The 22,174-nt window shown below is 37.9% G+C and carries 22 protein-coding genes and 1 other annotated feature; all 22 genes read left to right on the top strand.

What is annotated here, in order from left to right:
* Positions 1–94 precede the first annotated feature (94 nt).
* The 22 genes from FCJ93_RS12790 to FCJ93_RS12685 all read left to right on the top strand — a co-directional run bounded on the left by FCJ93_RS12790 (position 95) and on the right by FCJ93_RS12685 (position 22,111).
* On the top strand, positions 95–1,435 hold the full coding sequence (locus tag FCJ93_RS12790; protein ID WP_095306867.1) for an NfeD family protein: 1,341 nt from the start codon (positions 95–97) through the stop codon (positions 1,433–1,435).
* A gap of 18 nt (positions 1,436–1,453) precedes the next feature.
* Positions 1,454–2,452, top strand: a complete 999-nt coding sequence (gene floA / locus FCJ93_RS12785) for a flotillin-like protein FloA (RefSeq protein WP_095306866.1) — start codon at positions 1,454–1,456, stop codon at positions 2,450–2,452.
* Between the two features lie 55 nt (positions 2,453–2,507).
* Positions 2,508–2,984: a hypothetical protein gene (locus FCJ93_RS12780; protein ID WP_095306865.1), complete on the top strand. Its 477-nt coding sequence runs from the start codon at positions 2,508–2,510 to the stop codon at positions 2,982–2,984.
* 61 nt (positions 2,985–3,045) lie between these two features.
* Positions 3,046–3,330, top strand: a complete 285-nt coding sequence (yqfC, locus tag FCJ93_RS12775; RefSeq protein ID WP_095306864.1) for a sporulation protein YqfC — start codon at positions 3,046–3,048, stop codon at positions 3,328–3,330.
* 78 nt (positions 3,331–3,408) lie between these two features.
* Positions 3,409–4,602: a sporulation protein YqfD gene (yqfD, locus tag FCJ93_RS12770; protein WP_095306863.1), complete on the top strand. Its 1,194-nt coding sequence runs from the start codon at positions 3,409–3,411 to the stop codon at positions 4,600–4,602.
* Complete coding sequence (locus FCJ93_RS12765; protein ID WP_095306862.1) at positions 4,599–5,552, top strand: PhoH family protein; 954 nt, start codon at positions 4,599–4,601, stop codon at positions 5,550–5,552. Before yqfD ends, FCJ93_RS12765 begins: the two co-directional genes overlap by 4 nt.
* A gap of 273 nt (positions 5,553–5,825) precedes the next feature.
* Complete coding sequence (locus tag FCJ93_RS12760) at positions 5,826–8,015, top strand: HD family phosphohydrolase (RefSeq protein ID WP_095306861.1); 2,190 nt, start codon at positions 5,826–5,828, stop codon at positions 8,013–8,015.
* Positions 8,012–8,482 carry an rRNA maturation RNase YbeY gene (gene ybeY / locus FCJ93_RS12755; RefSeq protein ID WP_095306860.1) on the top strand — a complete coding sequence of 157 codons (471 nt, stop codon included), beginning with the start codon at positions 8,012–8,014 and terminating at the stop codon, positions 8,480–8,482. Before FCJ93_RS12760 ends, ybeY begins: the two co-directional genes overlap by 4 nt.
* Positions 8,460–8,846, top strand: a complete 387-nt coding sequence (locus FCJ93_RS12750) for a diacylglycerol kinase family protein (RefSeq protein WP_137743853.1) — start codon at positions 8,460–8,462, stop codon at positions 8,844–8,846. Before ybeY ends, FCJ93_RS12750 begins: the two co-directional genes overlap by 23 nt.
* A gap of 312 nt (positions 8,847–9,158) precedes the next feature.
* Entirely contained in the window at positions 9,159–9,500 is a 342-nt protein-coding gene (locus FCJ93_RS12745; protein ID WP_373315018.1) for a hypothetical protein, read from the top strand.
* Positions 9,501–9,801: 301 nt separating this feature from the next.
* Positions 9,802–10,200: a cytidine deaminase gene (locus tag FCJ93_RS12740; protein WP_095307115.1), complete on the top strand. Its 399-nt coding sequence runs from the start codon at positions 9,802–9,804 to the stop codon at positions 10,198–10,200.
* Positions 10,193–11,113 (top strand): GTPase Era, encoded by a 921-nt coding sequence (gene era / locus FCJ93_RS12735; protein ID WP_095306858.1) that lies wholly within the window; start codon positions 10,193–10,195, stop codon positions 11,111–11,113. Before FCJ93_RS12740 ends, era begins: the two co-directional genes overlap by 8 nt.
* 220 nt (positions 11,114–11,333) lie before the next feature.
* A complete protein-coding gene (locus FCJ93_RS12730) occupies positions 11,334–11,474 on the top strand; it encodes a YqzL family protein (RefSeq protein ID WP_019154550.1) in 141 nt (46 codons plus the stop codon).
* A gap of 34 nt (positions 11,475–11,508) precedes the next feature.
* Positions 11,509–12,270 carry a DNA repair protein RecO gene (gene recO, locus FCJ93_RS12725; RefSeq protein WP_095306857.1) on the top strand — a complete coding sequence of 254 codons (762 nt, stop codon included), beginning with the start codon at positions 11,509–11,511 and terminating at the stop codon, positions 12,268–12,270.
* Positions 12,271–12,432: 162 nt separating this feature from the next.
* Positions 12,433–12,606 (top strand) — a binding site (T-box leader).
* 73 nt (positions 12,607–12,679) lie between these two features.
* Positions 12,680–13,570: a glycine--tRNA ligase subunit alpha gene (gene glyQ, locus FCJ93_RS12720; protein ID WP_095306856.1), complete on the top strand. Its 891-nt coding sequence runs from the start codon at positions 12,680–12,682 to the stop codon at positions 13,568–13,570.
* Positions 13,563–15,632: a glycine--tRNA ligase subunit beta gene (gene glyS / locus FCJ93_RS12715; protein WP_095306855.1), complete on the top strand. Its 2,070-nt coding sequence runs from the start codon at positions 13,563–13,565 to the stop codon at positions 15,630–15,632. The genes glyQ and glyS overlap by 8 nt, the downstream gene beginning before the upstream one ends.
* A gap of 187 nt (positions 15,633–15,819) precedes the next feature.
* Positions 15,820–16,455, top strand: a complete 636-nt coding sequence (locus tag FCJ93_RS12710) for a helix-turn-helix transcriptional regulator (RefSeq protein WP_095306854.1) — start codon at positions 15,820–15,822, stop codon at positions 16,453–16,455.
* 181 nt (positions 16,456–16,636) lie between these two features.
* The gene (locus FCJ93_RS12705; protein ID WP_095306853.1) at positions 16,637–17,455 is read left to right on the top strand and encodes a pyruvate, water dikinase regulatory protein; all 819 of its coding nucleotides are present in this window, start codon (positions 16,637–16,639) and stop codon (positions 17,453–17,455) included.
* 423 nt (positions 17,456–17,878) lie between these two features.
* The gene (locus FCJ93_RS12700; RefSeq protein ID WP_095306852.1) at positions 17,879–18,316 is read left to right on the top strand and encodes a YaiI/YqxD family protein; all 438 of its coding nucleotides are present in this window, start codon (positions 17,879–17,881) and stop codon (positions 18,314–18,316) included.
* Positions 18,317–18,408: 92 nt separating this feature from the next.
* Positions 18,409–20,226 carry a DNA primase gene (gene dnaG / locus FCJ93_RS12695; RefSeq protein ID WP_095306851.1) on the top strand — a complete coding sequence of 606 codons (1,818 nt, stop codon included), beginning with the start codon at positions 18,409–18,411 and terminating at the stop codon, positions 20,224–20,226.
* 108 nt (positions 20,227–20,334) lie between these two features.
* Entirely contained in the window at positions 20,335–21,459 is a 1,125-nt protein-coding gene (gene rpoD, locus FCJ93_RS12690; protein WP_095306850.1) for an RNA polymerase sigma factor RpoD, read from the top strand.
* Between the two features lie 115 nt (positions 21,460–21,574).
* Complete coding sequence (locus FCJ93_RS12685) at positions 21,575–22,111, top strand: hypothetical protein (protein ID WP_137743852.1); 537 nt, start codon at positions 21,575–21,577, stop codon at positions 22,109–22,111.
* Positions 22,112–22,174 lie beyond the last annotated feature (63 nt).

The raw sequence follows: 22,174 nt of genomic DNA, 5'->3' as shown, positions 1-22,174 counted from the left end.
TAGAGTATAAAGAGAAAAGTAACGAATTTTTGAAACCTTTTCATGCTTTCATCCGTATTGATTACTATCGTTATATATGAGAGGGGGGAAGATTGTGCAAAGCCATTTGAGGCTCAGAAGGGTAGTTACGCTCCTTTCTTTTCTAGCAGCCCTCATCATCCTATCACTGCCATTTCACGGGAAAGCTGACAATGATGTAGTTTACGTTGTACCGATCGAAAATTCTGTTGAGAAAGGCTTGTCATCTTTCTTAAAGCGGGGAGTAGAAACTGCGGAGAAGGAAAATGCGAAAGCGATTATTTTTGAAATAAATACACCTGGTGGTGCGGTTGATGCAGCAGGGGAAATTGGGAAATTATTTACGTCAACATCTCTTAAAACGGTCTCATTTATTAATAAAGATGCCTTGTCTGCAGGGGCCTTTATTTCATTAAACACAGATGAGATATATATGGTACCTGGAGCAACGATGGGGGCTGCAGCAATTATTGATTCAGAAGGGAATGCAGCCGATCAAAAAGCCCAATCCTATTGGCTGAGTGCGATGAAAGGAGCAGCTGAACAAAACGGTCGCGATCCGATTTACGCGCTAGCAATGGCAGACACGGATGTCGATTTACCTGAGCTTGGCTCTCCGAAAGGAAAGCTTTTAACACTTACGTCTGACCAGGCATTTGAGGTCGGATATTCAGAAGGTACTGTCGCCTCAATTGATGAAGTTTTAGTGAAGATTGGATACCCAAACGCAGAAATTCGTACTATTGAAGAAAGTTTCGCTGAGAAATTGGCAAGATTTATTACGAATCCTGTCGTCATCCCTATTTTACTTTCTGTAGGGAGTCTAGGGCTTATATTAGAACTGTATTCACCTGGTTTTGGTATCCCAGGTTTTATGGGGATTTCTGCCCTCTTACTGTTCTTTTACGGTCATTTAGTGGCAGGTCTAGCAGGTTATGAGACGCTGATTTTATTCGTTCTTGGGATAGGACTTATCATCCTGGAGTTTTTCCTTCCGGGTGGGGTAGCAGGAATAATTGGGTTTATTTCCATATTGGCGAGTTTATTCCTGGCCACTGATAATGTGGTTTACATGGGAATCTCTTTACTAATCGCCATTGGTGTATCAATTTTAGCTTCTATCTTAATGATAAAGGTGTTTGGTAAAAAGATGAAAATATTTAAGAAGCTTGTTTTAACAGATTCAACAAATACGGAGAGCGGTTATGTATCAAATGAAACGAGAACAGAGCTTGTCGGTCTTGTTGGTCAAACGCTAACTGCATTGCGACCATCTGGGACCGTAGTAGTTGAAGATGAACGCCTTGATGTAGTTAGTGAAGGGGCATTCATTGAAAAAAATAAAAATGTTAAAATTGTCAAAGTAGAAGGAGCAAGAATTGTTGTTCGAGAAATACCAAATTTAAATAAAGAATAGCTTTAAGGAGGAAACAATATGCCTATTGATGCACCAACGATTTTTTTATTAGTGGCAGTAGTAATCGGTATTATCCTGATTGCCGTGCTACTAACATTTGTACCAGTAATGCTGTGGATTTCAGCACTTGCAGCAGGTGTAAAGGTCAGTATCTTTACTCTTATTGGTATGAGATTAAGAAGAGTAATTCCAAGCCGGGTAATTAATCCGCTAATTAAAGCTCATAAAGCGGGGATCGATGTGACAACGAACCAGCTGGAGAGTCATTATTTAGCTGGAGGAAATGTTGATAGAGTTGTAAATGCATTAATTGCAGCACAAAGAGCGAATATTGAGCTTTCTTTTGAACGCTGTGCTGCGATTGACTTGGCTGGACGTGACGTTTTAGAGGCTGTCCAAATGAGTGTAAATCCGAAAGTAATTGAAACTCCTTTTATTGCCGGTGTGGCGATGGATGGGATTGAAGTGAAAGCAAAGGCGAGAATCACCGTTCGTGCGAATATTGAGCGTCTTGTCGGTGGTGCGGGTGAAGAAACTGTTATAGCCCGTGTTGGTGAGGGAATTGTCTCAACAATTGGTTCCTCAGACGACCATAAGAAGGTTTTAGAAAATCCAGATATGATTTCTCAAACTGTATTATCAAAAGGTTTAGATTCTGGAACAGCCTTTGAAATTCTTTCGATTGATATTGCGGATGTTGATATCGGTAAAAATATCGGAGCTGAGTTACAAACAGAGCAAGCTGAAGCGGATAAGAAAATTGCTCAAGCAAAGGCAGAAGAACGTCGTGCAATGGCGGTAGCCCAGGAGCAAGAAATGAAGGCGCGTGTCGAAGAAATGAGAGCAAAAGTGGTCGAAGCCGAAGCAACTGTACCACTTGCGATGGCAGAAGCGCTTAAATCTGGAAACATCGGTGTAATGGACTACATGAACATCCAAAATATTTCAGCAGATACGGATATGAGAGATTCGATCGGTAAAATAACGGATGACGAAAAAGGGAAAAAGAACGACTAGATGAAGTGCCAGAAAGATAAAACGGCTCCTAATTAAAGAAGGGAGGTAGCCTCTCTTGCAATTCTTATTAGAAAACCCTTTTATACTCATTATCCTTTTAGGGATCATTTCGTCGATGTTTAAGACAAACAAAGAACAGCCAACGAATAAGAGACCTACAAGGCAAGCTTCAACGACAAGTACTGAAAACCCTCCTCCTTCGAATCCGATGGCAGAGGTATTTAGAGAGCTTGTAGAAGAGGCTCCAGCCAAGCCGATTTATAATGAATATGTGGATACAAAAAAAGAGGCAGAGGCAAAAATTGCCGCTTTGAAAAAACAGCAGGAGCAGTATGCTGAAAAAGTAAGTAGAATGAATACACAAAGTCGTATAAATGGACAATCACATCCATTGATGGATAGTGTTTCCAAAAGCAGCCGTACTTTCAAAGTTGAAGGAGAAAAACTGGCAGATGCTATTATTTGGTCTGAAATACTTGGTCCTCCAAGAGCGAAAAAGCCTCATCGCTCCATGAACTTTCGCTCGCGATAAAAAGAAGTGCTAGAACCCTCTTTCATCTCATAAATATGAGATGAAAGGGGGTTCTTTTTTTATGGCAAAAAAGTGGGGACATCGCATAAAAAGCTGGATGACAACGCAAATGGAGCTTCCTCAAGATGTCATGATGGACCTACCCCGAATAACGATGATCGGTCAAATTCATATATACATTGAGAACCACCGGGGATTAATAGCATTTTCTGACAAGGAAGTTAGACTGCTTTTAAAGCATGGGCAATTATTAGTAAAGGGAAAGGCATTTGTTATAAAAACGATTCTTCCGGAAGAGATCCTTCTGGAAGGAAAAATTGATCAAGTTGTCTTTTTGAAGGAATAAATGGTTGAGAAAAATGGGGAAAGGAAATCTCTCTAGGTGATTTCCTTTCTGTTAAAAAGAAGTGCGGGAGGCAAAGATATGAGAAATCATTGGATCTATTTTTATTGGGGAATTGTTACTGTAAAAGCAACGGGAACCGGTTTAGAAAGGTTCATTAATCGTCTTACAAGGAATGGAGTTTTAATTTGGGACGTTAAAAAGCATGGATTAGAGACAATGACCTTTAAAATGTCATTGAAAGATATGAAAGAGCTGAAGCAGGCAGTAAGGAATTCAGGATGTAAGGTGAAATTTTTAAAGAGGACAGGCCTTCCGTTTTTAATTCGACGTCTCTTTAAGAACAGTGGTTTTTTTGTCGGTGCAGTTCTTTTTTTAACGGTACTTTTCCTTTTATCGAATATGATCTGGGGCATCGAAATAAATGGGGCTGATCCGGCTACAGAGCATAAAATTAGGAAGGAATTGGATGCCATTGGACTAAAAAAAGGGCAATTACAGTTCTTCGTTGAGGAACCGGAAGGTATTCAGCGAGCTATAATGAATGCGGTTGAAGAGGTTACATGGGTTGGTGTCGAGTTGCAGGGGACAACCTATCATTTTCAAGTGGTCGAAAAAAATGTTCCGGAGGAGCCTGAAAAACTCGGGCCACAAAATTTAGTAGCAGCAAAAAAAGCGGTAATTGTGGATATGTTTATTGAAGAAGGACAGCCAAAAGTCGATATCCATGATCACGTGAAACCTGGACAGCTTTTAGTATCAGGACAAATTGGGAAGGAAGGACAAACAAAGTCTGTTTCAGCCAAGGGGAAAGTATATGGTGAAATTTGGTACAAATCTGAAGTGATTTTACCTTTAAAAAGCAGCTTTCAAGTGTTTAATGGCAATGAACTAAGGAAGCATTATCTAAAAATTGCGGATTTCTCCATTCCGATTTGGGGTTTTAAAGACCATGGCTATAAGACATTTGAAAAAGAAAAGAAAGAGAAAAAATTTAAATTTTTAAAATGGGAATTGCCAATAACTTATATTGAGGATACGTTTCGAGAGAGTGAACATATAACAAGACTATACAAAGAGAACGAGGCAATTGAAGCAGCGAAAGAAATGGCAAGAACAGATATAAAAAATGGCTTACCTGAAGATGCTACTATTAAGGGAGAAAAAGTTTTGCGCCAAACAATCCAGAATGGTAAAGTATATTTATCAATGCATTTCCAAGTGATCGAGAATATTGCAAAATCATATCCCATCATTCAAGGAGAGTCGGAATGACAGAAGAATTAACAACTATTAAAGTACAATTAGAAGACCCAAATGAAGCGGTTTCTTTACTCGGTAATTCGGACGCGAATATTAAAATTTTGGAAGCTGAGTTAAACGTATCAATTATTACTAGAGGCGAAACGGTTCATGTCTCTGGGAATGAAAATAATGTAGAGCTCTTCTCTCACATCATTGAACAGCTGCTCTATGTCATTCGCAAGGGAATCAACATTTCCGGTCGCGATGTCATGTACGCTATTCAAATGGCAAAAAAGGGAACGCTTAATTATTTTAAGGATATTTATGAAGAAGAAATTACAAAAAATGCAAAGGGTAAATCAATCCGTGTTAAAACCCTTGGGCAGCAGCAGTATATTGCAGCGATGAAAAAGCATGATCTTGTTTTTGGGATTGGACCTGCGGGAACAGGGAAAACATATTTAGCGGTTGTGATGGCGATTCATGCTTTAAAAAATGGCAGTGTGAAGCGAATTATTCTTACCCGTCCTGCTGTTGAGGCGGGTGAAAGCCTTGGTTTTTTACCAGGCGATTTGAAAGAAAAGGTAGATCCTTATTTAAGACCGTTATATGATGCCTTACATGATATTTTAGGGACTGAACATACAGGAAGAATGATTGACAGAGGAACGATAGAAATTGCTCCCTTGGCCTATATGCGGGGGAGAACACTTGATGATGCGTATGTCATATTGGATGAAGCTCAAAATACGACAAATGCACAAATGAAAATGTTTTTAACTCGCCTTGGATTTGGATCAAAGATGGTTATTACAGGTGATAAAACACAAATCGATCTCCCGAAAGGAGTTCAATCAGGGCTTGTAGAAGCAGAAAAAAGATTGCAAGATGTAAAAGGAGTTGGGATGGTTCATCTTGAGCAATCTGATGTTGTAAGGCATCCGTTAGTTGCTAAAATTATCCAAGCATATGAAACTTAAAATCGCTGACTACTAAGCCGTTTGGACCTTCCAAACGGCTTTTTTCATCGTGAAAACTAGAAAATATAGGTGAAACTTGGAAGGAAACCTGTTATCATTTTCATAAGTGAGTGGCTATTCCATACATTTGGAACTATTTTATGACAATAATCATGTTTATTTTTGCTCATAACAACCATATACATATAAATAAGGCGATATTTGTTTAAGCATCAAAAACGAGTGAGTATTTGTTGCTGACATTACTTTGACGATGTAGGAGGAAGTTTTAAAATGGAGAAATTTCAGCGACAATTGGCCAAAATTCGCAATTTATTAGATATTTCATTCTTTAGAGTAGCACTGTTCCTAATTTTGGGCTTTGTTTTATACCTCGTCATGTATAGTAATGTTAAGCCTGAAAAGCTGAATTTAACCCTTTTTTCTGTTGCAACTGAAGCAATTCGGTCGCCGGTGACGGTCTCGGATCGAGAAAGCACAGAAAGGAAGCGCGAAGCTGCAGAAGAGCAAGTAGCGGATGTCTATGTGCTAAAAAAAGAAATTAACGAAAACCGAGTCGATCTCATTACCTCGATTTTTGATTCTTCGATCGCTGTAAAAAAGGAGTTAGAGGCGCCAAATAATACGGAAACAGAAGAGGGCGCTGCTAATAAAAGTACTGACGATGCAGGAGATCCAACACAACCGGTAACGACAAGCGAAAAGATTGGCATGCTGAAGGAGCATTTGACGGAAGACGTTGCCAATGATGTATCCGACGCAACTTTTACAGCCCTCATTTCGGCATCGACAGCAGACCTCTCCATTGCCAAGGATTTAACGATAACAGCAATTAATAATATTATGAAAAATAAAATTCCCGCCGATGAAATTGAGAATGCTAAAAAAAGGGTGGAAGATGAATTAAGATATACGAACTTAGAAAGTAATTTAAAAAATGCTGTTATTGAACTTGGGCGTTATGCCATCATGCAAAATGAATTTTATGATGTCGAAGCAACACAGGAGCTAAGACAACAGGCAAGAGAAAGTGTGGAGCCTGTGAAAATTTTGCAGGGGCAAATTATTGTTGAAGAAAATCAGCTCATCAATCCGGAGATTTATCGTCAGTTAGAACTTGTTGGCTTGTTGGATAGTGAAAAGTCATTTCTTCCATTTATCGGCCTTGGCTTGTTTATTATTATTTTGTTGGCAGCTTTATATTATTATTTTTACGAACTAAAGCTTAAGCGAGAAACGAGGCAAAATTATCTTTTGCTTTTTAGCATTATTTTTATTTTCTCCATTGTATTATTAAAGGGAATAAGCCTTATTCAGCTTGAATACTCGGAAATAGGTTATGTATTTCCTGTTGCGATGGGTGCAATGCTATTAAAGATATTAATTGATGAGCGCCTTGCCATTTTATGGACAGTATCAATTTCTCTTTGTGCAACGATCATTTTCAATGAAGGAGTGACGTCGGCGCTAAATTTTCATGTGGGGATTTACTTGCTTTGCAGTGGAATTGCAGGCATCCTATTTTTAAGTAAGCAAAATCAAAGATCGAAAATTTTGCAAGCGGGCTTGTTTATTTCCTCAATTAATTTAATGGTTATATTTGCATTAGTGTTTATGCAAAATGCTCACTATAATGCACTTGAGTACACATTTTATTTTGTAGCTGCATTTATTTCGGGGATTGCATCCGCAGTATTAACGATTGGGCTTTTACCATTTTTTGAAGCGGGCTTCGGAATTTTATCGACAATGCGATTAATTGAACTGTCAAATCCTAATCATCCATTATTAAGGAAAATATTGACGGAGGCACCTGGTACTTATCATCATAGTGTGATGGTGGCGAATTTATCGGAATCAGCTTGTGAAGCAATAGGGGCAAATGGACTTTTAGCACGTGTAGGCTGTTATTATCATGATATTGGCAAGACAAATAGACCGCAATTCTTTATAGAAAATCAAATGAATATCGAAAATCCTCATGATCGTTTGCCTCCGCAGACGAGCAAGAATATAATTATTGCGCATGCAACTGATGGTGCGGAGATTTTACGTAAGTATAAGCTTCCAAAGGAAATTGTTGACATCGCAGAACAGCACCATGGTACGACTTTATTGAAATTCTTTTACCATAAAGCAAAAGAGAACGGATTGGAGGTTGAAGAAAAGGATTATCGTTATCCCGGTCCAAAGGCCCAAACGAAGGAAACGGCTATCATAGGCATTGCTGATAGCGTCGAAGCGGCTGTCCGTTCCATGGCAAGTCCGAATCCTGAACAAATTGAAGGTTTAGTGCGTAATATTATTGCTGATCGCTTGCAGGATGGACAATTAAATGAATGTGATCTAACTTTAAAGGAATTAGAAATAGTAGCCAATACGTTATGTGAAACATTGAAAGGGATTTTCCATTCTCGCATCGAGTATCCAGAAATGACAAAACAGAAGGTGAAACAAGCATGAGTTTGAATATTGATTTTTTAGATGAAACGAATGAAGTAGGGGAGAAGCTGACCGAACAGCTTGAAGATTTATTACAATTCGCAGCGAGCAAAGAAATGGTGGAATCGGGGAGTGAGCTTTCGGTTACATTTGTGACAAATGAAAGAATTCAAGAAATAAATCGTGAGTACCGCGGTAAAGATTATCCTACAGATGTGATTTCCTTTGCCTTAGAAGAGATCGGAGAAGGAGAAATTCAAGTAAGTGGAAACGAACTTCCTCGAGTGTTGGGAGATATCATTATTTCGATTAAAAAAGCACACGAGCAGGCAGGCGAATATGGCCATAGCTTTGAGCGGGAAATTGGCTTTCTTGCAGTGCATGGCCTCCTTCATTTATTAGGATATGATCACGAGAATGAAGAGGACGAGAAAAAAATGTTTGCTCGACAAAGGGTCATTTTAGATGAATACGGATTACAGAGGTAAGCGCCCCTTCAAAGCGAAAGGTGTCCTCCAATCTTTTTACTATGCCTTTGAGGGAATAAAGCATACCATAATGACAGAAAGAAATATGAGAATTCATGTGTTGATTTCTATTCTTGTTATCGGAACAGGATTTATTCTAAAGATCACAGCTTTAGAATGGTTATTCATATTAATCGCTGTGGGCGGAGTTATTTCGTTAGAGCTAATCAACACAGCGTTAGAAAGGTTAGTTGATCTGGCGACGAACGACTACCATCCATTGGCCAAACAAGCGAAGGACGTTGCTGCTGGAGCAGTCATGGTCTATGCTTTACTGTCAATTATCATCGGATTGATTATATTTTTACCAAAACTAATTGGATGAGAGCGTTGAAAACCTGTAGACAAAGCAAGTATTGTCTATGGGTTTTTTTATAGAGTATCAAGTTCTGGCACGGTACGTCCTCCATTGATCGTAAACAGTTATCGGGCCAAGAATATCGAGGGAGGCTCTTTTGATTACTTAGCAGAAAAAAAGTTCTTGAGGAACCGAGCAAAGTTAGTTTCATAAAGGAATCATAAGCACAAACTTTTACAAGATCCGATATTTGTCAAATATATTGGCATTTATAAGCAGACGAACGATTGTGAAAGAATTTAACTAACAATCAAATTTTCACCAAGTAGTTATGTTAAGATGGAGTCAATTAAAATAAAGGAGGGAGCTAAGGTGGGATTCGTTTTGGAAATCGGGAATATTTTACTCCCTCTAATAATTGTGGGTGGGATTGCAATATTTGTAGTGGTCAGAATGAAGCACAAATATAAAAAAGGTACTTTGAGTAAGAAGAAATCAAAAAATGCTCAAAATTTATTAGACAGTTTAATTCCACTTGGTATGATGTTTGGTTCTGCTCTTGGTGCAATTATTAGCATGTATTCTCCGCTCTCTTTATTATTCACCATCAATATTGGTGCTGGAATAGGTTTATTATTTGGATATTTTGCTTATGAAATTTTTGGAAAGAAGATTGTTTAGGTGAAGATCAGCTAGCGAACAGCTTTGAAGATGATCGACAAATGACCTATAGAGAAAAATCAGCATTTAAATTGCTCATTTATCCACTTTTATCATGAGAACTTTCAAAATTGGCTTTTCTTTTTTGCATCTGACTTCAGAAACCGCTAAAATAACATCACATATATTTTACCCGTAAGGTTGATTTTTTAGAAAATTCAAATTCTTTTATTACAATTTTGCAACAACTAATGAAATCTCGGCAAGAATACGGTAAAATATAGGAAGTAGTAGTCTTCGTTATGAAAGGAAGTAGTAATTGGTGAATCAAGCAGAATTAATCGAACAAGCAAAGATCGCAATGGATAAAGCGTATGTACCATACTCTAAATTTAAAGTCGGAGCTGCCCTCCTTACAGCCGATGGAAAGGTCTATCATGGCTGTAATATTGAAAATGCAGCATATAGCATGACGAACTGTGCAGAAAGAACAGCATTGTTTAAAGCTGTTTCTGAAGGGGTTAGGAATTTTACTGTTCTTGCTGTAGTAGCAGATACGGACCGACCTGTCCCTCCATGCGGTGCATGTCGCCAAGTAATTGCGGAATTGTGCCCAAAAGATATGAAAGTAGTTTTAACGAACTTAAAAGGGGATATTAAAGAACTAACGATAGAAGAATTATTGCCTGGAGCATTTACACCGGAGGATTTGCATGACTAACGTAGAAGAAACTAGACAACATAAGTCAGGATTTATTTCTATTATTGGACGTCCCAATGTAGGAAAATCAACATTTTTAAATCGAGTGATTGGACAAAAAATTGCCATTATGAGTGATAAGCCGCAAACAACTAGAAATAAGGTTCAAGGTGTGCTCACAACGAATGATGCCCAGCTCATTTTTATTGATACGCCAGGAATTCATAAACCAAAGCATAAGCTTGGTGATTTTATGATGAAGGTCGCTCAAAACACTCTCAAAGAAGTTGATATCGTTTTGTTTATGGTCAATGCTGAAGAGGGTTATGGCCGAGGAGAAGAATTTATCCTTGAGAAATTTAAGAGTGTGAAGACACCTATTTTCCTAGTGATTAATAAAATTGACAAAATACATCCTGATCAATTATTAACGTTAATTGAATCCTATAAAGAGAGGCACCCATTTGCAGAAGTGATCCCAATTTCTGCTCTAGAAGGTAATAATGTTGAAACATTACTTGAGCAAATTAAAAAGTATTTGCCTGAAGGTCCACAGTTTTACCCAGCAGATCAAGTAACCGATCACCCTGAAAGATTTATTGTTTCAGAATTGATTAGAGAGAAAGCGCTCCATTTGACACGGGAGGAAATTCCTCATTCTCTAGCCGTGGTCATTGAGAAGATGGAACGTCGGGAAGACAGTGATGTCGTTCATGTGATGGCTACAGTCATTGTTGAAAGAGATTCGCAAAAAGGGATTATTATTGGTAAGCAAGGTAGCATGCTTAAAGAAATTGGAAAAAGAGCGCGAATTGACATAGAGAACCTTTTAGGGACGAAGGTTTTTCTGGAATTGTGGGTGAAGGTACAAAAAGATTGGCGCAATAAAATGACTCAGCTTCGTGATTTCGGTTTTCGAGAGGATGAATACTAACATTCTTCTTTTTTCTAAATTATTATGGAAGCCATTAGAATATGCCTGTTTCGAGACATTTACTTGTCTAAAAAAACTGGCAGGTGAGCGGGAGCTTTCCCTATGTATTGGTCGTTTTAACAATATTTATGTAACATGAAATTTAGATGTCAGGGCTATGATAAGGTTAAGGATTTGGGATAGTAATTGCTAGTCGAAAAATTGAAAGGTGGGGTTTTTGATGTTGGATTTTACCTGGAGAATCTTTTCAGAGACAGGTAATATTGACACGTATCTTCTCTACAAGGAATTGGAGAAAGAAAATCAAGAAATACCCGAAAATCAGAGCAACGAGCTAGCAGAGAAGTTTCCATATCTCTAGTTTTGTCCTGCTATAGGATGGATGGTGATGGTCGATGCTGCAAAAATGCGAGGGCATCGTCATTCGAACAAGTCATTATGGTGAAGCGAATAAGGTTGTCACTTTATATACCCGAGAATGGGGAAAGGTTGGTGTGATGGCTGGAGGGGCGAAAAAGCCAAACAGCCGCTTAGCGGCCGTCACCCAACCTTTTACATATGGATATTTCTTAATTAAGAAAGGTTCAGGTTTAGGAAATCTTCAACAAGGGGATATTCTTTCCTCAATGAGAGGGATTAAGGAAGATATTTTTCTTACCGCCTATGCAAGCTATATCATTGATTTAACAGACAAAGCTACAGATGAGAAAAAACCGAATCCTTTTCTGTTTGAGCTTCTTTATCAAACTCTAAACTATATGAACGAAGGCATCGATCCAGAGATATTAATGAATATTTATGAGATGAAAATCCTTAATATGCTTGGATTGTATCCAGTGCTTAATCAGTGCTCCATTTGTGGGAATACCGAAGGTGAGTTCTCCTTTTCGATTCGAGAAGGAGGCTTTATTTGTCACCAGTGTCTTGAGAAAGACCCGTATCATTATAAGATTTCAAAAGCAACCGTACAGCTTTTGCGGTTATTTTATTTCATTGATATTTCAAGATTGGGAACTATCTCCGTTAAAGAGGAAACAAAGAAAGAATTAAAAATGATTATATCTGCCTATTATGATGAGTACTCAGGCCTGAATTTAAAAACAAAACGATTTTTAAAACAAATGGATCAAATTAAAGGATTGGATGAGAAAAACTAGCTATAGTCATTTTCATATTGCTTTTTCATCATTTAACTTATGAAAAATTGTAAGAGTTTCTTTGCCTCTCGTTGGATTACGGGGTTTGTTTTTAATGAGCAGCGATTATACGTGATGAATAATTGACAATTTTTTTGTTTTTCGATATTATAATTGAAATTACAATACGCGAAGAAGGAAAAGAGTACTTAACATTTCTCTATGAAAGCGATCCTAGGATGGTGTAAGCTAGGAGATAGGGCGTTAAGGAAGGGCGTTCCGGAGCGTTCGTTAGAAAGTGGCTGTCATCAGTGGCAGCAAATAGGGTGGAACCGCGGGTAAACTCTCGTCCCTATGCTTACTAAAAGCATATGGAACGGGAGTTTTTTTGTTTCTATATGCTAGAAAATGAGAAGGAAGGGAAGAAACGATGAATATTCAAAACATGATTTTAACACTGCAAAAGCACTGGTCTAATCAAGGCTGCATTCTCATGCAAGCCTATGATGTCGAAAAAGGAGCCGGTACGATGAGTCCATATACTTTCCTGCGTGCAATCGGCCCAGAACCTTGGAATGTTGCTTATGTCGAACCATCTCGTCGACCGGCAGATGGACGTTACGGAGAAAATCCAAATCGTCTTTATCAGCACCATCAATTTCAGGTAATTATGAAACCTTCTCCAGATAATATTCAAGAGCTTTACTTAGATTCTTTAAAGGCATTGGGAATTAATCCGTTAGAGCATGATATTCGTTTTGTTGAGGACAATTGGGAAAATCCATCACTTGGTTGTGCTGGTCTAGGCTGGGAGGTATGGCTTGATGGTATGGAAATTACTCAGTTTACGTACTTTCAACAAGTTGGTGGATTAGAATGTAAGCCTGTTTCCGTTGAGATTACTTATGGAATTGAGCGCTTAGCTTCCTACATTCAAGAAAAGGAAAATGTTTTTGATCTAGAATGGACAGAAGGTTTTACGGTGAGAGATATTTTCCTTCAGCCTGAGTTCGAGCATTCTAAGTATACATTTGAAACATCGGACACAGAAATGCTCTTTCATTTATTCAATATTTATGAGAAGGAAGCACATCGTCAGATGGATGAAGGTCTTGTTCATCCAGCTTATGATTATGTGTTAAAATGCTCCCATACTTTTAACCTGTTAGATGCTAAAGGGGCTATCTCGGTTACTGAACGAACTGGATATATTGGCCGCTGTCGCAATTTAGCAAGGAAAATCGCGAAAACATTTTATGAGGAAAGGGAGAAGCTTGGCTTTCCGATTTTACAGGCAAAGGAGGACATGAGCCATGAGTAAGGATTTATTAATTGAGATCGGTTTAGAGGAAATGCCTGCACGTTTTGTCACAAGTTCGATTGAGCAATTTACTGCTAGAATTCAAAAATGGTTTATCGAACAAAAAATTGAGATTGGAGAAATCTACTCATACTCGACGCCGCGTCGCTTGGCAGTCATCGTGAAGGAAGTTTCCGAGTCGCAGCAGGATATTCAGGAAGAAGCGAAAGGACCTGCTAAAAAAATTGCTATGGATGAAAATGGTAATTGGTCTAAAGCTGCTGTTGGCTTTTCCCGTGGACAAGGAATGAGTGTTGATGATATTTACTTTAAGGAAATCGGCGGCGTTGAATATGCTCATGTTGAAAAATTTATTAAAGGGGGAGAAACCCGTTCGCTTTTACCTGAATTAAAGCAAATTATTACCGGCTTAACTTTTCCGAAAAATATGCGCTGGGCAAATGAGGATATGAAATATATTCGCCCGATCAAATGGTTAGTTGCTATGTATGGCAGCGAGATTATTTCGTTTACAATCGCAAATGTAGCAACAAGCAATTGGACAATGGGACATCGTTTTCTCGGGGAAAGGGTAGAAGTTCCTGCACCGGAGGAGTATGTTACTACTCTTTTAGGACAGTATGTAATTGCGGATAGTGGGGAAAGAAAAGCAGCTATCGTATCACAATTGAAAAAAATAGAAGAAGAAAATAATTGGGTTATTCCAATTGATGAGGATTTGCTGGAAGAGGTAAATAATTTAGTCGAGTATCCAACCGCTCTTTTCGGAAAGTTTGCAGAAGAATATCTTGAACTACCGGAAGAGGTCTTAATAACATCAATGAAGGAACACCAACGTTACTTCCCAGTAAAGTCAGCAGACGGAAAGCTTCTTCCCTTTTTTGTAACAGTTCGAAACGGTGATCACCAGCACCTCGAAACCGTCGCAAAAGGGAATGAGAAAGTGCTAAGAGCAAGGTTAGCCGATGCGGCATTTTTCTATAAGGAAGACCAGAAACTTGAGATTAACAAGGCTTTAGAAAAGTTTAAAACGATTGTTTATCATGAAGAAATTGGCACTTTAGCTGAAAAGGTAGAACGTGTTAAACGATTAGCTAATAAGTTAACACTTGAATTGAATTTTTCAAATGAGGAAAAAAATATTACGAATCGTGCTGCAGAAATAAGTAAATTTGATCTCGTTACGAATATGGTGTACGAATTCCCTGAGCTTCAAGGGATTATGGGTGAGAAATACGCTATTCAAAAGGGCGAGGCGGAAGAAGTCGCGAAAGCGATTAATGAGCATTACATGCCTAGAAATGCGGAGGATGATACAGCGGGATCGAACCCAGGAGCGGCATTGGCAATTGTTGAAAAATTAGATACAGTTGCATCTACATTTGCAATCGGATTGATTCCAAGCGGTTCTCAAGATCCGTATGCATTAAGAAGGCAAGCGACTGGAATCGTGCAAACACTGATCAATAAAAACTGGCATGTCGAACTTGAGAAACTTATTTTGCTTGCAATTGACTCGATTGAAGAAGCTCAATTTTCAAAGATGACGAGAGCTGATTTAGAGAATGAACTGATTGCTTTCTTTAAACTTAGGTTAAAGTACGTTCTACAGGAACGGGGCATTCGCTATGACGTTATTGATGCTATTATTTCGCAAAAAATAGGAAGTGTAGCAGTGCTGGTGCGTAAAGCAGAAACACTGAATGCTCATAAAGAGGATGCTGATTTTAAAGAAACGATTGAAGCTCTGAGCAGGGTGATAAATATTGCTGCAAAGGCGGAAACGCTGGTGAATGTTGATTCAGCATTATTTGAAAATGAGCAGGAAAGCGAGCTGAATACAGCGTTGATTGCAGTAGAGAATGCTCTAGAAACTGAAGTAACGGAAGAAGAGTATTTTCAATTACTTGTATCATTAAAGGCGTCGATCAACAACTATTTTGAGCATACAATGGTTATGGTTGAGAATGAACAGTTAAGAACAAATAGACTGAGTTTATTAGCGAGAGTAGCAAATGTGATTAAAGGTTTTGCTGATGTTACTGAAATAATCGTGAAATAGAAAACGGTATAAGTCGGAGAATTCATCCAATTGTCTTTTTATTTGTAAGAGCCTGCTCTACATGAGCGGGCTCTTGCTGATAGTTTCGGAATATTGGCATAGTCCATTAAGTAAAAACTTTCAGTACAACTTTAAGTAGTATATAATAATAGTCATAAAGTATAGCATTATTCACTAGGTTGATTAGGTGGTGAGTACAATAGAGCTGAACAAACGACAAGAGCAAATTTTAGAAATCGTGAAGGAAAATGGTCCTATAACTGGAGAGCAGATTGCTGAGCGGTTAAGCTTAACTCGTGCTACGCTGCGACCAGATTTGGCCATTTTAACGATGGCAGGTTATTTAGATGCTAGACCGAGGGTCGGCTATTTTTATACAGGGAAATCAGGGGTGCAGCTTTTAACTGAGAGTCTCAAAAAACTGTATGTAAAGGACTATCAATCTATTCCGGTCGTTGTCAATGAAAATATCTCTGTATATGATGCGATCGTAACGATGTTTCTCGAAGATGTGGGAACACTATTTGTGGTAGATCAGAAAAATCTTTTAGTTGGAGTGCTGTCTAGGAAAGATTTACTTCGCGCAAGTATTGGCAAGCAGGAATTAACGACTCTCCCGGTTAATATTATAATGACAAGGATGCCCAATATTACGATGTGTGTAAAAGAAGATTTGTTAATTGATGTAGCAAGTAAATTAATTGATAAACAAATTGATGCTTTACCTGTCGTTAAAGAAACAGATAAAGGATTTGAAGTGATTGGCAGAGTTACGAAAACGAATTTAACAAAAGCGCTGGTTGCCCTTGCCAATAATGAATAAATGGTTATTTGTACATATACTGCTATTGCTTATCGAAACAGGGGCCTTAAAAAATGGATGCAAAAACTTGATCTGTGAAAATTGACTTGAAAATGAGTGTAAAGCATCTTTTGTTTTGTAGCTACAAAGCTCTATAAGGGAAAACATAGTCGAAAAAGTGACAGAGGGGATGGTTTTTTAAATGGGAAAGGTTCCAATCATCTATGTTGTATCTGACTCTGTTGGGGAGACAGCAGAGCTTGTAACAAAGGCTGCAGTCAGCCAATTTAATGGTAGCAATACCACCATTAAACGATTCCCATATGTAGAAGATATTGAAGATATTGATGAAGTTATCTCACTTGTGAAAATGGACAAGGGAATGATTGCCTATACGTTGGTAAAACCAGAGATTCGCAACTATATGAAGCAAGCGAGCAAGAAAGAGCAAATCTATGCCTGTGACATCATTGGGCCATTAATTGATGAAATTCAAGCAGCAAGTGGGATAAAACCGCTTTTTGAACCAGGATTGGTAAGAAAGCTCGATGAAGACTATTTCAAAAAGGTGGAGGCAATCGAGTTTGCAGTCAAGTATGATGACGGAAGAGATCCGAGAGGGATTTTGAAAGCTGATATCGTCCTTGTTGGTGTTTCGCGCACATCGAAAACGCCACTCTCGCAATATTTAGCCCATAAACGACTCAAAGTTGCTAACGTACCGTTAGTTCCTGAAGTCGACCCACCTGAGGAGCTTTTTCAAACTTCGTCTGAAAAATGCTTCGGATTAAAAATCGGCTCGGAAAAATTAAATAGTATTAGACGGGAGCGTTTAATTTCCCTAGGACTAAATGATCAAGCGAGCTATGCCAACTTAACGAGAATTAACGAAGAACTTGAATACTTTGAGAAAATTGTTTCCAAAATTGGTTGCCAAACCATTGATGTGACGAACAAGGCTGTGGAAGAAACAGCAAATATCATTTTAAATCAGTATTATAAAAGAAAAATATCTCAATAAGTGAGTGTGACTAGTGCATAAATTTTGTGCTAGTTTTCTTTTTTATTGGCTTTGTTATATGCCAGTGTTCGATCTTTAGCCGAACTTTTTCAGCATAACCCAAAAAGGTGGGGGAAACCTTGATTCACACGAAATGAGTCAAAAATCGTTTGAACCATCATATTGTTTAATAAAGTTTTTTATTATGAAAGAAAAAATAATGGAAAAATACTATTGTTTATACTATAATAAAAAATTGTGATAAAAATGTTTATTATAGGTTTAGACTTACTTCCGAACGAATAAACTAATTATGAATAGAAGTCAAGTTCAGAACCAAAAGAAAATTCGACAAATTCAAGATTTAAAACTTATTCCTATTTTAAGCAGGAATATGTGGAGTGATGTAGAATTTATAGTACATTAGGAAATATAAAGGTCATTGTGGATGCCGATTCTTGTCCGGTAAAAGCGGAAATTGTCGAAATTGCTCAGAATTTTGGTGTGGCTGTTTCCTTTGTTGCTTCCTACAATCATATGACAAATAACACTTTAGGCGGGAGCTGGCATTATGTTGATTCAGATAAAGAGGCTGCAGACTTGTTTATCATGAATCATGTTCATGCTGGTGACATAGCTGTTACACAGGATATTGGTTTAGCCTCAACCCTATTGGCAAAAAACGTTTCTGTCCTTAGCCCACGCGGAAGCTTGTATGATGAAAAAGATATTGAAGCTGCCCTGCATATGCGATATTTATCGGCTAAAGCACGAAGACAAGGGAAGTATGGCAAGGGACCGAAGCCATTCACGACGGACGATCGAATCTGCTTTGAAAAAAATTTCACTAAATTATTGTCGAAAATTAAAGGGGTTCTTTGATTTTTGCCGAATATCTCATCATTGAGCTTATGATGAACATTTCTTTTTTCATGTTATGACCTTACGAAATTCAATATATGGAGTTGTTTTCAATGCAAGTGCGAATTCCGGAAGACAAAATAAATGAAATTCGCCAAGCCGTTGATATAGTTGACCTCATTAGTGACTATGTGCAACTAAAAAAACAAGGGCGTAACTACATGGGTTTATGCCCATTCCATGGTGAAAACACACCATCCTTTTCCGTTTCACCAGATAAACAAATTTACCATTGTTTTGGGTGTGGAGCAGGAGGAAATGTTTTCTCGTTTATTATGGAGCTTGACAGTCTCACGTTTCCTGAAGCGGCGATTAAACTGGCTGAAAAAGCAAATATCGCGTTAGATATTACGTCATCACAGGTTACATCTACGACTGAGACTTCTTTTTCAAAAGAATTAAAACAAATGATTGAAGCTCATGAATTAATACGTAAATTTTATCATCATTTGCTGGTGAATACAAAAGACGGTCAGCACGCTTTGGAATATCTGCTTAATCGAGGATTTACAATAGAATCGATCGAGAAATTTCAAATCGGATATGCATTAAATTCATGGGAATTTGTTTATAAATTTTTGACAAAGAGAAAATTCGAACCCTCTATACTGGAAAAATCAGGTCTCATTATTAAACGAGAAAAGGACGGAACTTATTTTGATCGTTTTCGCGATCGAATTATGTTCCCTATTTTTGACCAAAAGGGAAATACGATTGCATTTTCAGGGAGATCATTGGGGTCAGAAGAACCTAAATATTTAAATAGTCCCGAAACAGCAATCTTTAATAAAAGTAAAATTTTATATAATTTTCACTTAGCAAGATCGAGCATGCGAAAATTACAGCAGGTTGTACTATTTGAAGGTTTTGCCGATTGTATCGCAGCAAACAGAGCTGGAATTGAAAATGGTGTTGCTACAATGGGAACATCGTTAACAAGTGATCACGTTGCTTTAATTAGGAGGAATAGTGAATCGGTAACGGTTTGCTATGACTCTGATAATGCAGGAATTGAAGCGGCTTATCGTGCAGCCAATTTGTTGAGTGAAGCTGGCTCCCAAGTGAGGGTTGCGATGATGCCTGATGGTCTGGATCCGGATGATTATATTAAGAAATACGGAGAAGATAGATTTACAAAAGAAATCATCGGTTCAAGCATGACCTTCATGGCTTTTAAGCTATTGTACTTCAGAAGAGGAAAAGATCTGCAAAACGAAGGAGATCGCTTGCAGTATATCGAAGAAGTATTAAGGGAAATTAGCCAGCTCGATAAGGCGGTGGAGCGGGATCATTATTTAAGGCAGATTTCGAATGAGTTTTCTCTTTCCTTGGATGCTTTAAAAGAGCAACAGAAGCAGCTCTATTTTGCACAGAAAAGAAAAAAACAAGGACAGTCCTTTACGGAACAAAAACAAAAATTTGTCTCCAATAGGCAGATTGAACCATTAAAACCAGCCTTTCACAATGCTGAAAGAAGATTAATTTACCACATGATGAGAGATCCTAATATAGCCTATAAAGTGCAAGAGAGGCTTTCAGGTCATTCTTTTAATATTGATGAGCATCAAGCGATTATTACTTATTTATATGGATATTATGAAAAAGGAATGGAGCCCAATCCAAGTCAGTTTATGAACTTTTTGTCAGACGATAAACTTAGGCGGGTTATCGCGAACATCGAAATGATGTCTGTTAATGAAGAACTGAGTGAACAAGAGTTAAGTGATTACATTAATCAGGTGTTGAAACACCAAAAGTTGTTAATGATAAAGGAAAAAGAGAGGGAACGGCAACAATTAGAGACAGAATCTGATTTTTCTGGCGCGGCTCGAGTTGCGATGGAAATCATTCAGCTCAGAAAATCCTTATAATCAATATTGGTTTCAAAATGAAGGTTATGCAATGAAAAATAACCAAAATTTTAACGATAAAAGTAAAAATTTCAATCGTTTTCGTGATTTTTAGAAGGAGGGGTACATATGGCTGAAAAGTCGGCCCGTTCAAAAGAGGTTGATTCAGATTTGACCCTAGAACAAGCAAAGGAACAATTAACAGAAGTAGGAAAGAAAACAGGTGTTCTCGCCTATGATCATATTGCGGAAAAACTGTCCAGTTTTGAATTAGATTCGGATACTATGGATGAATTTTATGCTTTCTTAGAGGAGCATGGTGTGGAACTTGTAGATGAGAATGATGATAGTGATCCGAATGTGCAGGAACTTTCAAAAGGTGAGGAAGAGTTTGATTTAAACGACCTCAGTGTTCCTCCTGGTGTGAAAATTAATGACCCAGTTCGTATGTATTTGAAGGAAATTGGGCGCGTTGATCTACTCTCTGCGGAAGAAGAGATTAACTTAGCTGAGAGAATTGAAGATGGTGACGAAGAAGCAAAGCGCCGTTTAGCTGAGGCGAATCTTCGTCTCGTTGTTAGTATAGCAAAGCGTTATGTCGGACGCGGAATGCTTTTCCTAGATTTAATTCAAGAAGGAAATATGGGCTTAATTAAAGCAGTTGAAAAGTTTGACTACCGTAAAGGTTTTAAATTTAGCACGTATGCAACATGGTGGATTCGCCAAGCGATTACTCGTGCAATCGCTGACCAAGCAAGAACGATTCGGATTCCGGTTCACATGGTGGAAACGATTAATAAACTAATTCGTGTCCAACGTCAACTTCTTCAAGATTTAGGACGTGAACCGACACCAGAAGAAATCGCGGAAGATATGGATTTAACACCAGATAAAGTCCGGGAAATTTTAAAAATTGCGCAAGAGCCTGTTTCTCTTGAAACTCCGATTGGTGAGGAAGATGATTCGCATTTAGGAGATTTCATTGAAGATCAGGATGCAACATCACCTTCTGAACATGCGGCATATGAATTATTAAAAGAACAGCTTGAAGATGTTCTTGATACATTAACCGATAGAGAAGAAAATGTGCTACGTCTGCGCTTTGGATTAGATGACGGACGCACACGTACACTAGAAGAAGTGGGCAAAGTCTTCGGAGTGACACGTGAACGGATAAGACAAATTGAGGCAAAAGCGCTTCGCAAGCTTAGACACCCAAGCAGAAGCAAAAGATTAAAAGACTTTTTAGAATAAAGCTTCAATAAAATATTAAGAAAGTTATTGCTAGAAAATAGTTTACTTCTTACAATTGAAGTAAGCTATTTTCTTTTTATAAGGAATAGCCTTTTATAATAAAGGATGCGAAACCATGGATGAAAAGCGAAAAACGATTATCATAAAAGAAATTATGACCTGGAAGGAAAACAGGATGCTTCCTGAACAGTATTGTGACTATTTATTAACTTTATATACGGAAGGAGACCATCCTCAGCAGTCTAACTCAAAAAAAATCAAAAAAGTATTTCAGAAGCAATTTATTCTTCCGATCCTGTTAATTCCAATATATGTTTTTTTCTTTTATTTTACAGAATTATCTTTCGATTTGCAAATAGGGGTTGCAGTTCTTTTTACGATAATGGGAATATTGCTCACATATTATTTTTTCAAAAAAGGCATACAATATCACATTGCTTTAATTATGACGGGTCTTCTTTTATTACTGTCCAGTGCGGAAATAGCAACAAATTTCATGGGCGACAATATGCTCATTCTCTATGTTGTACTATGTATGAACTGCTTGTTATGGATCATAACAGGGAAAAAGTTAAGGCTTGTATATTTTTTGATTTCTGGATATCTTGGTTTAGTCCTTCTCACAATATCTATTTTGATCCAAATTTTTTAGGTTAATGCCTAGCTTTTTTAGAAATACAGAGATAATTCACGAATTTTCTTCATACTATCATTG

The organism is Robertmurraya siralis, assembly GCF_005502275.1.
In the GTDB taxonomy this organism is placed as follows: Bacteria; Bacillota; Bacilli; order Bacillales; family Cytobacillaceae; genus Robertmurraya; species Robertmurraya siralis.
Note: the sequence above shows the minus strand (reverse complement) of the source record. Positions and strands in the feature narration are given on the sequence as shown.

What these genes read in the sequence shown, in the direction of transcription:
- FCJ93_RS12750 (WP_137743853.1), top strand. Translation starts at nt 8,460, where the DNA reads ATGAATACGGATTACAGAGGTAAGCGCCCCTTCAAAGCGAAAGGTGTC.
- ybeY (WP_095306860.1), top strand. Translation starts at nt 8,012, where the DNA reads ATGAGTTTGAATATTGATTTTTTAGATGAAACGAATGAAGTAGGGGAG.
- FCJ93_RS12730 (WP_019154550.1), top strand. Translation starts at nt 11,334, where the DNA reads ATGTTGGATTTTACCTGGAGAATCTTTTCAGAGACAGGTAATATTGAC.
- dnaG (WP_095306851.1), top strand. Translation starts at nt 18,409, where the DNA reads ATGCAAGTGCGAATTCCGGAAGACAAAATAAATGAAATTCGCCAAGCC.
- recO (WP_095306857.1), top strand. Translation starts at nt 11,509, where the DNA reads ATGCTGCAAAAATGCGAGGGCATCGTCATTCGAACAAGTCATTATGGT.
- FCJ93_RS12705 (WP_095306853.1), top strand. Translation starts at nt 16,637, where the DNA reads ATGGGAAAGGTTCCAATCATCTATGTTGTATCTGACTCTGTTGGGGAG.
- yqfD (WP_095306863.1), top strand. Translation starts at nt 3,409, where the DNA reads ATGAGAAATCATTGGATCTATTTTTATTGGGGAATTGTTACTGTAAAA.
- glyQ (WP_095306856.1), top strand. Translation starts at nt 12,680, where the DNA reads ATGAATATTCAAAACATGATTTTAACACTGCAAAAGCACTGGTCTAAT.
- FCJ93_RS12760 (WP_095306861.1), top strand. Translation starts at nt 5,826, where the DNA reads ATGGAGAAATTTCAGCGACAATTGGCCAAAATTCGCAATTTATTAGAT.
- era (WP_095306858.1), top strand. Translation starts at nt 10,193, where the DNA reads ATGACTAACGTAGAAGAAACTAGACAACATAAGTCAGGATTTATTTCT.
- FCJ93_RS12765 (WP_095306862.1), top strand. Translation starts at nt 4,599, where the DNA reads ATGACAGAAGAATTAACAACTATTAAAGTACAATTAGAAGACCCAAAT.
- floA (WP_095306866.1), top strand. Translation starts at nt 1,454, where the DNA reads ATGCCTATTGATGCACCAACGATTTTTTTATTAGTGGCAGTAGTAATC.
- yqfC (WP_095306864.1), top strand. Translation starts at nt 3,046, where the DNA reads ATGGCAAAAAAGTGGGGACATCGCATAAAAAGCTGGATGACAACGCAA.
- FCJ93_RS12685 (WP_137743852.1), top strand. Translation starts at nt 21,575, where the DNA reads ATGGATGAAAAGCGAAAAACGATTATCATAAAAGAAATTATGACCTGG.
- FCJ93_RS12745 (WP_373315018.1), top strand. Translation starts at nt 9,159, where the DNA reads ATGGAGTCAATTAAAATAAAGGAGGGAGCTAAGGTGGGATTCGTTTTG.
- rpoD (WP_095306850.1), top strand. Translation starts at nt 20,335, where the DNA reads ATGGCTGAAAAGTCGGCCCGTTCAAAAGAGGTTGATTCAGATTTGACC.
- glyS (WP_095306855.1), top strand. Translation starts at nt 13,563, where the DNA reads ATGAGTAAGGATTTATTAATTGAGATCGGTTTAGAGGAAATGCCTGCA.